Genomic DNA, 10,628 nt, shown 5'->3' with positions numbered 1-10,628 from the left:
TTAGCCGATCGTTTCCATCCGCGTGTTTTCCGTCGCACACGCGAGCATCGCCTCCGCGTCCAGGCGGCTCTCCGCCTCCAGAACGTAGCCGAGGCGGGGTTTTGTCTTGGGATGCCGGGGGGTGAAGACGGTGCAGCAGTCCTCGTAGGGCAGAATCGAGGTCTCGAACGTGTCGATCTTGTTGGCGATCCGCACGATCTCGTCCTTGTCCATGCCGATCACCGGGCGCAGCACCGGCAGGTCGCTCGCCACATCGGTGCAGGCGAGCGCGTCGAGCGTCTGGCTGGCCACCTGCGCGAGGCTCTCCCCCGTGATGAGCGCGCCGCAGCCGTTTTCCCGCGCGATCCGCGCGGCGATCTTCATCATCATCCGCCGCATCACGACGGTGAAGATGTCCTCGGGGCAGTTGTCCCGGATGGCCTCCTGGATCTCGGTGAAGGGCACGACCGCCAGCCGCACCCGCCCGCACCAGGCGGACATCTTTTTGCAGAGGGTGCGCACCTTTTCGAGCGCGAATTCGCTCGTGTAGGGCGGGCTCACAAAGTGCACCGCCATGACCTCCAGCCCGCGCTTGGCCATCATCCAGCCCGCCACCGGGCTGTCGATGCCGCCGGAAATGAGCAGCATCGCCCGCCCGCTCGTGCCGACCGGGAGCCCTCCCGCGCCGTGGAGCTGGTCGGTGTGCAGGTAGGCCGCCACCTCGCGGATCTCCACGTAGACGGTCACGTCGGGGTGGTGCACGTCCACCGTGAGGCGGGGGTACGCCTCGAGCAGCGCGGCCCCCATCTCCATGCAGATTTCGGGCGACTTCATCGGGAAGGTCTTGTCCGACCGCTTGGCTTCCACCTTGAAGGTCCGCGCCCCCTCGAGTGCGTACCGCAGATAGCCCGGGGCCGCCGCGCGGATCTTTTCAAAGTCCTTTTCGACGATCGCCGCGCGGGTGAGCGCGGCCACGCCGAAGACGCGCGAAAGACGGTCGACCGCCTCGTCGATATCGATCTCTTCACTTTCCGGCTCGACGTAGATCGTCGACTGGGCGCTGCGGATCTTAAAGCTCCCGAGCGTCTCCAGCCTGCGCCGGCAGTTTTTCATCAGCACTTCCTCAAAGGAGCGGCGGTTGAGCCCCTTGAGCGCCAGCTCGCCGCATTTGAGCAGTATCAGTTCCTTCATTCGTTTCCCTGTCCCATCCTGTTATTTGTGCGCCACCCTGGCGATTCCTTCGCGGAGGGCCGAAACCAGCATGTCCAGCTCCTCCTCGCTTGTCCCGTAGATGAAGCTCGCGCGCAGCGCGCCGTCCACCACCGGGGCGGGCAGCCCCATCGACAAAAGCACGGGGCTTTTCGCCCCCTTCGAGCAGGCCGACCCGCTCGAAACAAAGACCCCCCGGCTCTCGAGGAAGTGGAGCATCGTCTCCGAGCGGTAGCCGGGCACCGAAAAATTCACGATGTAGGGGGAGCCGTCCGCCGGGGAGATCAGCCGCACCCCGCTCATTTCCGAAAGCTGTTCCCGCAGGCGGTCCCGCAGGGCTTCGGCGCGCGCAAAATTCTCCGGCACCTTCCCGTTAAGCGCGGCGCACGCCGCGCCGAACCCGGCGATCGCCGGGAGGTTCTCGGTGCCCGAGCGCAGCCCCCGCTCCTGCCCGCCGCCGCAGATCTGCGGCAGGACGCGCACGCCGCGGCGAATATAGAGGGCCCCGGACCCCTTGGGTCCGCAGATTTTATGCCCGCTCACGCTCATCAGGTCGACCTCCATGCGAGAGACGCGCAGCGGCAGCTTGCCAAACGCCTGCACCCCGTCGCAGTGGATGAGCGTCTCGGGATTTTTGCGGCGGATGCGCTTCGCGGCCTCCGCCACCGGGAAGATTGCGCCCGTCTCGTTGTTGACGAGCATCATGCTGACGAGCGCCGTGCGTTCGTCGACCGCGTCGGCGAACGCCCCGGCGTCGAGCTTCCCATCCGGGCCGGGCTTCACGTACGCGACCTCCCAGCCCTCCGACTCGAGCCGCCGCATCGCCTCCGAGACGGAGGAGTGCTCCGCCGCCGTCGTGACGAGCTTTTTTCCGCGCCGCGCGCGCGCCGCCGCGCCGCCGAAGACCGCGAGGTTATTCGCCTCGCTGCCCCCCGAGGTGAAGGTCACGCACTCGGCCTGACACCCCAGCAGCGCCGCGACCGCCTCCCGCGCCGCAGCCATCTCCCGCGCCGAGGCAAGCCCCATTGCGTGCAGGGAGGAGGGATTCCCAAAGCAGTCCCGCATCATCCGCGCCGCCGCTTCCACCGCCGCCGGACAGGCGCGCGTGGTCGCCGCGTTATCCAGATATGCCGTTTTTTCTTCCATCAATCCCCTGCTCCCATCTCTGCCAAGGCGCATACCGCCCTATTATCCGTTTTAGTATAGCGCAATTCCGCTTTTTTTTCAACGAATGTCCACCAAAATTCTCATATTTTCAATATTTGTTCACAAAATAACAGGGTGTATATCCGAATTTCAACAATTTTTCCGGGAGGTACCTTCATGAACGTCGCCCTCTCCAAACGAGCCCTCATCCGCATCATCAGCTTTTTGGCCGCCGTCCTGCTGGTGGCCGCCGGCATCGCCGTGCAGCAGCACGCCGCCGCGCGCGACTACCGCCTCCAGCTCGAGAACACCTATGCCCGCGCGCTCGGCGAGCTGTCGAGCTATCTCGCGAACATCTCCGCCGACCTGGAAAAGGGCCAGTATGTCGGCACCCCCACGCAGCTTTCCCAGATGTCCGCGCGCATCTGGCGGGAGAGCGGCGGCGCGAAATCCGCCCTCTCCTCCCTGCCGGTGAGCGACCTGCACATGGACAACACCTATAAGTTCCTTTCGCAGGTGGGCGATTACGCGATGGCGCTCTCCAAAAAAGTGGCGGCCGGCGCGCAGCTCTCCGAGGAGGACCGGCAGAACGCGGAGGCGCTGCGCGAATACGCCGCCAAGCTCAACGACTATGTCGGCGGGGTCGAGCGGCAGGTGCGGGACGGCCGCATCGACGTGACTGCCCTGCGCACCACGCGTCATGACGGCGGCGACGACACCGAGGGCACCCGGCCCGCGGGCGTATCCGCCGGGTTTGAGGACGTGGAGCAGACGATGACCGGATATCCCACCCTCATCTATGACGGGCCCTTCTCCGACCACCTGCTCACCCGGCGGCCCCGCCTCACCTATGGGCGCCCGACCGTCACCCCCGACGCGGCGCAGCAGGCCGCGGCTTCGGCCGCCCGCCTCAACCCCGGGGACCTCGCCCGCGCGGACGACGAAAATTCCAACATGCCCTCCTACACCTTCAAGGCGGAAAATCTGAGCATCGGCGTGACCAAGGCGGGCGGGCTCGTCACCTACCTGATCAACGGCCGCGAAATCGGCGAGGAACGCCTGCGCAACGACGCGATCTTCCGTTTCGGGGAGGATTACCTCACCTCGCTCGGCTATGAGGACATGCGCGCCACCTACTATGAGAAGGCGGACGGCGTCTGCACGATCAACTACGCCGCGACGAGCGGCAACGTCATCCTCTACACCGACCTCATCAAGGTCGGCGTCGCGCTCGACGACGGCAGCATCGTCTTTTACGATGCGCGCGGCTATATCAACAACCACCGCGACCGCACCCTGGGCGAGCCCGCCATCACCGCCGAGGAGGCCCTCCAATCGGTGAGTCCCTCGCTGACCGTGCTCTCCGAGCGGCTCGCGCTCATCCCCACCAGCGGACAGAACGAGGTGCTCACCTATGAGTTCCAGACCCGCGCGGGCGAAGGCGACGACGCGCAGAAAATCCTCGTCTATGTCAACGCCTCCACCGGCGCGGAGGAACAGATTCTGCTGCTTCTGGAGACGCCCGAGGGAACGATGACGAAATAACCCGGGGAAGCTTTCGAGAAAGTTTCCCCGGGATCCCTTCAAAGCTTTGGGTTCAGGCGCGCCCCCAGCGCCCCCACGCCCGCCGTTCGTGAAACTTCGTCCCAGGAAACGGCTTCTCAGGGGGCTCTGAAAAGCCCCCTGAAACCCGAAACGTTTGGTTCAGGCGCGGCCCCGGCGCACCCGTACCCGCCGCCCGTGAAACTTCGTCCCCAAACCAAACGTTTTGCCAGCTTTTTCAAAAGCTGCGGGGCCGCGGGGCCGCGCCCCGCGCCGCGCCCGCAGGCGCGGAACGCTCCGATCCTCCGGGCGCATTTTCTTTGCTTCTTTCTTTTGCAAGAGAAAAGAAAGAAGCTCCCCGCGCGGCGGGCGGAAAACCGTGCGGCGGGACCGCACGCGCGCGCTTCGCGCGCGGACGCGCCGGAGGCGCGTCGTTTTCCGCCAAGCCCGCGGGAGCGCCGCGCCCCGCCAAAAAGCCCCGGACGGAATCATTCCGTCCGGGGCTTTTTCTAGTGCATCTGGGCCGGTACCAAGGCCATCAGAAAGCAGAGTGCCAAAAAGACGTCCACCGGCCACGACCGGAAGAGCCTGCGGAAGCCGAACGGCTTCGACTCGGGGCATTTCGGCGGGAACACGGGCCGGCGCTTGCGGTAGCGCACCACCAGATAGCCGACGCACACGAGGCCAAAGATTACAAAAAATCCGTTTGCGGCGGCCACCGCCACCTCGTTCGGCAGCTCGACCGCCGTGTTGATGAGCATGGCGAAGGTGTTATAGAACATGTGGATCATCACGGTGGGCAGGACGGAGCCGGCCCGCTGGGCGATGACCGCGAGGAGGATGCCCATAAAGAAGGTGCCGACTCCCTGCGTCAGGTTGCCGTGCGTAAAGGCAAAGAGCATCGCGGAGGCGAAGATGGCGAACCGCGGGCCATACCGCGTGAAGGTGCGCAGCAGCAATCCCCGGAAGAGAAGCTCCTCCAGCAGCGGGGCCAGAACGGAAACCGCCAGCAGCATGAGCACGCAGCCGGGCAGGTCGAAGGGCAGGGTGAGCTCGGGCGACCAGAGCTCGATGCCGGCCGCCGAAAGCAGAGCCTCGATGGCCACGGCCAGGTAGCCGCTCGCAAAGCTGGCGCCGACCATCATGAGGAAGCCGGGACCCACCCACTTTTCGAGGTGGTGCTCCCCCGTGAATAGGCTCTTCAGCGGGATGCCGACCATGCGCGAAAGAAGCAGGATGGGCGGCAGGTCCCCCACCACGGTGGAGACCACCAGCGTGACCGGCATGAAGAGCTCCTGCGGGAGGGAGGCGAAAAGCATCAGAAGGGCGATCAGCACGCCCGCCACCAGCTGCATGCCGAGCAGGAGAAGCAGGGAAAGCCCGCACCACAGGTAATCGCGGCGGGCGGCCTGGATTTCCACCCGCTTAGTCCTCGGTATAGGTGACCTTTGCCATCCGCTGGACCTTCTTGGGCCGGTCGGAGTAGTCGGTCGGGACAGCGGCGATCTCATCCACGACGTCCATGCCCTCGATCACCTTGCCGAATGCGGCGTACTGCCCGTCGAGGTGGGGCGCGTCGGCGTGCATGATGAAGAACTGGGAGCCTGCCGAATTCGGGTTGCCCGAACGCGCCATCGAAAGGACGCCGCGGGTGTGCTTGAGGTCGTTCTTTACGCCGTTGGCGGCGAATTCGCCCTTGATCGTATGGCCGGGACCGCCCATGCCGGTGCCCTGCGGGCAGCCGCCCTGGATCATGAAGCCGGGGATGACGCGGTGGAAGATGAGCCCGTCATAAAAGCCGTCCTTGACAAGGTTCACGAAGTTCTCCACCGTGGCGGGCGCCACGTCGGGGTAGAGCTCGATTTTGATCTCCTTGCCGTTTTCCATCTGAATCGTAACCATAATGACCTCCATCAAAGCCGGGGCTGGCCCGGATATTCTTACTGTCCTGTTCAGTTTACTACATCCGCGCACCGCACGCAAGCCCCTTCCTCCGCGCGGAAAGAAAGAGGACCGGCGGACGCGTCGCGTCCGCCGGTCCCTTCACGCCGCCGCAACGGGCGGCGGACGCCTCGGGGCGCCGCCCCGCGGGCCCGCCGCCTTTTGAAAAAGGCGGGCGAAACCTTTAAAATCTCAGCGCGTGCGCGCCGTCAGTGGCCGCAGGAGTGGCTCCCGCAGTCGTGCCCCTCACCATGGCCCTCGTGGTGGGCGCAGACGGTGTCCGGATCGTAGGACAGGCTGCCCGCCAGCAGCGCCGCGACCTGCGCGTCCGCCTCCCCCGAGGCGCCCGGATAGAGGGTGATGCCCGCTTCGGCCAGCGCGGTGCGCGCGCCGCCGCCGATGCCGCCGCAGATCAGCGTATCCACGCCGCGCTCCCGCAGAAAGCCCGCCAGCGCGCCGTGGCCGCTGCCGTTCGTGGGCAGGACGGCGGAGGAGACGACTTTGCCGTCCGCGACCTCGTACACCTTGAACTGCCCGGTGTGTCCGAAGTGCTGGAAGACCTGTCCGTTTTCATAAGTGACCGCAATTTTCATCGTAATGACCCCCATCTAATAATTGGCAGCGCCGTTTTTCACAGCACCGTTTTTTACAATTCCTGCCACAGCAGTGGTCCGCGTGGGCGCAGAGCGCGTACTCCCCGCCCCGGATCGTCAGCATCCTGCCGTTGACGAGCGCGTCGGCCAGCTTCCCGCGCGCCCGGTCGTAAACCGTCTGGACGGTGGTGCGCGCGACGCCGATCTGCGCGGCGCACTCCTCCTGCGTGTAATCGAGCAGGTCGATCAGGCGGATGACCTCGTATTCATCCACCGTCATCTCCACGGCGTCCTCCGGCGGGCCGTCCAGCGGCCCGAACCGTTCCCGCCTGGGCAGTTCGCAGATACGCCTGCATTTTGTTGGCCGCGGCATCCGATCGCCTCCCGATGTTTCCGGTATATGTCAGTTATTATAGCGCAATATCCGGCATATGTCAATAAAAACTTTGCCCCGCGCGCGTACCCCGCCTCCACGCTGGGCAAACCGGAAAACGCCCCCCTGCCGCGGCAGGGGGGCGTTCGGCACGCTTACGCGCTTATTTTTTCGGAGTGTCCGCGGGGCCTTCCGGTTCGTTCCGGGAGACGTCCATATCCATATGGACGTTGCGGGTGGTCCTGGCCTCGAAGGTGTTGGCGCGCATGACCTCGGTCATGTCGAAGCCGATCGTGTCCTTGAGCGCCTCGTTGACCGCCTTGAGCGCGCCCACCGTATAGCGGGCCACGTCCGCCGCGCCGGCGCCGTCCCCGTTTTCCGAGCCGCCGCCGATGATCGTGATGTTGCCGATCTTCGCCATCGGCTCCGCGACCGCGCGGGCGATCTCCGGCAGCTTTTCAATGACCATCTGCAGCTTGCCCGCGTCGTTCATCTTGGCCAGCGCCTCGGCCTTCTTCTCAAGCGCCTCGGCCTCCGCAAGGCCCAGCTGCTTGACCGCCTCGGCCTGCGCGAGGCCCTGCTTTTCGGTGATCTCCGCCTGCGCGACGCCCTCCTGCTTGATGCGCTCCGCCTGCGCCGCCGCGTCCATCTTCTTCGCCGCGGCCTGCGCCTCGGCGTCGAGCTTCATCGCGTCCGCCCGCGCCGCCGCGTCGAGGCGCTTGGCCTCCGCCTCGGCCTCCGCGCGCAGGATCGCCGCGATCTTCTGCGCTTCCGCGGCGAGCTGGGCCTTCTGCTTCTCCGCCTCGGAGGGCTTCACCATCGTTTCGAGCAGCTCGGCTTCCTTGCGCTCCGCCTTGCGCTTGGCAAGGTCGATGTTCTTCTGCTCCGCCGCGATCAGGATCTGGATCTCCGCCTCGCGGACCTCCTTGGCGCGCTGCTCCTTGAGGACGTTGGCGTCCATCTCGGTGTTGGTGATGTCCTTCAGGGTGACGTTCTGCTGGATGCTGTACGCCGCGTCGGAAATCGCCTGGGTGGTCTGGCGCTCCCGCTCGTAGTTGAGCTTTTTGATGTCCGCGTCCTTTTTGGCCTCGGCCACGCGGGCCTCCGCCTCCAGACGGGCCTGCTCGCCCGCGCGCTTGGCCTCGGAGGTCTTGATCATGCTCTCCTTGATCGCCTCGGCCTGCGCGATCTCCGCGTCCCGCTTGACCGCCGCGATCTGCGGCTTGCTCAGCGCCTCGAAGTATCCGTTCTGGTCCCCGATGCCCTTGATCGTGAAGGATTTGAGCTCCAGCCCCAGCTCCTTGAGCTGCTCCTCCGCGACCTCCTTGACCCGCTCGGAAAAGGTCTTGCGGTCCTTGTAGAGCTGTTCCGCGGTCATATCCGCGATGATCTCGCGCAGGCGGCCCTCGCAGACGTCGCGCGCGGTGTCCACGATGTGCTGGCGGGTCTCCGCCTCGCGCCCGCAGTTGAACTGCTCGACGGCCGAACGGATCATCGTCTCGTCGTTCTTGATCTTGACGACCACCGTGCCGTTGGCTTCGATCGGGACGGCGTCGGCGGTCAGGGTGCCCTGCATGTTCACGTCAAAGCTCATGTTCTCCAGCGTCACATAGTCGATCCGCTGCATGACGGGGATCACGATGACGCCGCCGCCGGTGATGACCTTAGCCTTCCCCAGGCCGGTGACGATCGCCGCCTTATCCGCCGGAACCTTCTTCCAGGTCGACAGGATACAGATCAGGATCAAAACCACGGCCGCCGCCACAATTCCGATTGTAATCAGATACTCCATACACGTTACCTCCCCTATGACTCTTGTTTATCTTCCAGTGGAGCCGCGATACACACCATCCTTTCCGGATCGACCTCCACAACGGTTACGGCCTGCCCCACGGGGATCCGCGCGATCCCCTCCGCCGGGCGCGCGTCGTAGGAAACGAGGCTCCCGGACGCGCTGTGCACCCGGATCGTCCCCACGAAGTCGTCCCGCAGCTCGAGCGTCACGACGCCCTCCTGCCCCTTGATCTCCCGGATGCCCGCCGCGTAAGAGCGGTTGCGCTTGAGCGGGAGGATCACGAAGCGGCCGAGCAGCCAGCCCGCCAGCAGCCCCGAGGCCGCGGACACGACCAGCCCCGCGGCGGGCGGCAGCCTGGTCAGGCAGAGCCTGCCCACCGCGCCGAACACCACCGCGGTCAGGGAGAGGGTCATCAGGTTGATGATGACGGGCGCGTGGGCGCGCCCCGCGGCGGACACATGCGCGCCTTCCGCGCCCGCGTCCGCGGGCGCTTCGGCGGAGAGGTCCGCGTCCATGTCCGCGTCCATATCGAGATCCGCGTCGAGGTCCATGTCCGCGTCCAAATCCACGTCCGTGTCGAGGTCCACGTCGAAGTCCGCATCCGCGTCGAGCCCGGCATCCAGGTCCATTGAGGCGTCGGCGCCGACATCCGCGTCCGCGCCCAGGTCGAGCGCGCCGCCGATCGCCCCCACGAGCACGTCCAGGACGGGCACCACGAAGCCGCCCGCGATGAAACAGTTGTAGATCACCCGCATCCGTTCCAGATCCATGCCGACGCCCCCTCTCTGCTTCCTATTTTACCGCATCGAACCGCTGAAGGCAACCTCATTTGCCCGCGCGCCGGTTCCTCCCGCTGCCTATAAAACCCGTTCGGAGCGCCCGGCGGGACACCCCGGACGGGGCGGGGCGTCAAAACGGTGATTTTGAAATAAATTTCAATGATGATAGAATGTACAATCCGGAAAAAACGCGCTTGTGTACCTTGTTGGATTTGAAAGTAATTTCCGGAGGGAATCGCCCGAAAAGTATTTACATCGCGGAAAAAGGGTGATACGATGCAGGTGAACTCAATTTCAGGATTGGAACAGATGTTCAAGCGAGGTGAGGTTATGGCAATCACTGACAACCTGCGCATGATGGTAAAGGTCTGCCGCCTCTATTACGAGGAGAACCTCAGCCAGAAGGAGATCTCCGCCCTGATGGGGATCTCCCGCCCGCAGATCAGCCGGATGCTGACCTGCGCGCGGTCGAAAAACATCGTCTCGATCAAGATCAACAACCCCTTCGAGGACGAGACCAACCTGGGCCGCGCGCTGGCCGGGCGCTACCGGCTGAAGGACGCCCTCGTGCTCGACACCCGGGACGGCAGCCCCGAGACCTTCGGGCGGATGGCGGCGGAGTACCTCGACGCGTACATCGCCGACGGGGAGTGCGTCGGCGTCATGAGCGGGCAGACGATCAGCCGCGTGGTCTGGTCGATCGGCAGGCTCGAGCGGCGCGGGCTCGAGTGCGTCCCCCTCGTGGGCGGCATCGGGTCGGGAAGCGTCAACTGGCACGCCAACGCCATCGCCCAGCGGCTCGCGGAGTGCTCCGGCGGCAGCTGCTACATCCTCAACGCGCCCGTCATCGTGCAGAGCCGGGAGTCGCGGGATATGCTCGTAAGGGAGCCGGACATCGCCGCCGTCCTCGAAAAGGGCGCGAAATGCGACGCCGCGATCGTCGGGATCGGCCAGATCGACCTGCGCTCCACCACCGCCCAGAGCGGCGCACTGAGCGCCCGGGACATCGAACGGCTGAAGGCGGAGGGCGCGGTCGCCTCGGTCTGCACCTCCTACCTCGACCGGCGGGGGCGGGTGCTCGACCTCGAGCTGTGCGAACGCTCGATCGGCCAGACCCTGGGGCAGCTCGACCGCTGCCGGACGATCGCGCTGGCCATCGGGCGTAGCAAGGTGGCCTCCATCCGAGCGGCACTTTCGAGCGGTTACATCGACGTGTTCATCACCGATTTGGAAACCGCCCGTGCAACCATAGAAGAACCTGAAGATTGATC

10 protein-coding genes are annotated in these 10,628 nt (G+C 65.3%); 2 read left to right on the top strand and 8 right to left on the bottom strand.

The annotated features are described in order from the left end of the window. Together thiI and C1A13_RS02495 are read right to left on the bottom strand one after the other, a co-directional pair. A complete protein-coding gene (thiI, locus tag C1A13_RS02500) occupies positions 1-1,170 on the bottom strand; it encodes a tRNA uracil 4-sulfurtransferase ThiI (protein WP_101548760.1) in 1,170 nt (389 codons plus the stop codon). A 21-nt stretch (positions 1,171-1,191) separates the two neighbouring features. Then, positions 1,192-2,334, bottom strand: coding sequence for a cysteine desulfurase family protein (locus C1A13_RS02495; RefSeq protein WP_101548758.1), 1,143 nt, complete (start codon positions 2,332-2,334; stop codon positions 1,192-1,194). Between the two features lie 177 nt (positions 2,335-2,511). Between C1A13_RS02495 and ypeB the strand changes: the two genes are divergently transcribed. Next, positions 2,512-3,879: a germination protein YpeB gene (gene ypeB, locus C1A13_RS02490; protein ID WP_101548756.1), complete on the top strand. Its 1,368-nt coding sequence runs from the start codon at positions 2,512-2,514 to the stop codon at positions 3,877-3,879. A 506-nt stretch (positions 3,880-4,385) separates the two neighbouring features. On the opposite strand, the gene C1A13_RS02485 is transcribed toward ypeB, so the two are convergent. The 6 genes from C1A13_RS02485 to C1A13_RS02460 all read right to left on the bottom strand — a co-directional run bounded on the left by C1A13_RS02485 (position 4,386) and on the right by C1A13_RS02460 (position 9,348). Then, positions 4,386-5,297: a CPBP family intramembrane glutamic endopeptidase gene (locus C1A13_RS02485; RefSeq protein WP_172439132.1), complete on the bottom strand. Its 912-nt coding sequence runs from the start codon at positions 5,295-5,297 to the stop codon at positions 4,386-4,388. A gap of 4 nt (positions 5,298-5,301) precedes the next feature. Continuing rightward, positions 5,302-5,778 (bottom strand): peptidylprolyl isomerase, encoded by a 477-nt coding sequence (locus tag C1A13_RS02480; RefSeq protein ID WP_370867176.1) that lies wholly within the window; start codon positions 5,776-5,778, stop codon positions 5,302-5,304. 248 nt (positions 5,779-6,026) lie between these two features. Further along, positions 6,027-6,410, bottom strand: coding sequence for a NifB/NifX family molybdenum-iron cluster-binding protein (locus C1A13_RS02475; RefSeq protein WP_101548749.1), 384 nt, complete (start codon positions 6,408-6,410; stop codon positions 6,027-6,029). Then, positions 6,388-6,783, bottom strand: coding sequence for a DUF134 domain-containing protein (locus C1A13_RS02470; protein ID WP_101548747.1), 396 nt, complete (start codon positions 6,781-6,783; stop codon positions 6,388-6,390). The genes C1A13_RS02475 and C1A13_RS02470 overlap by 23 nt, the downstream gene beginning before the upstream one ends. Before the next feature lie 163 nt (positions 6,784-6,946). Next, positions 6,947-8,575: a flotillin family protein gene (locus C1A13_RS02465; protein WP_101548745.1), complete on the bottom strand. Its 1,629-nt coding sequence runs from the start codon at positions 8,573-8,575 to the stop codon at positions 6,947-6,949. 14 nt (positions 8,576-8,589) lie between these two features. Beyond that, positions 8,590-9,348 (bottom strand): NfeD family protein, encoded by a 759-nt coding sequence (locus C1A13_RS02460; RefSeq protein WP_101548743.1) that lies wholly within the window; start codon positions 9,346-9,348, stop codon positions 8,590-8,592. A 339-nt stretch (positions 9,349-9,687) separates the two neighbouring features. On the opposite strand from C1A13_RS02460, the gene C1A13_RS02455 reads away from it, so the two are divergent. After that, positions 9,688-10,626, top strand: a complete 939-nt coding sequence (locus C1A13_RS02455) for a sugar-binding transcriptional regulator (protein WP_172439131.1) — start codon at positions 9,688-9,690, stop codon at positions 10,624-10,626. Positions 10,627-10,628: the final 2 nt, after the last annotated feature.

The sequence above is a fragment of the Anaerotruncus massiliensis (ex Togo et al. 2026) genome (assembly GCF_900199635.1).
GTDB classification, from domain to species: domain Bacteria; phylum Bacillota; class Clostridia; order Oscillospirales; family Ruminococcaceae; genus Anaerotruncus; species Anaerotruncus massiliensis.
Note: the sequence above shows the minus strand (reverse complement) of the source record. Positions and strands in the feature narration are given on the sequence as shown.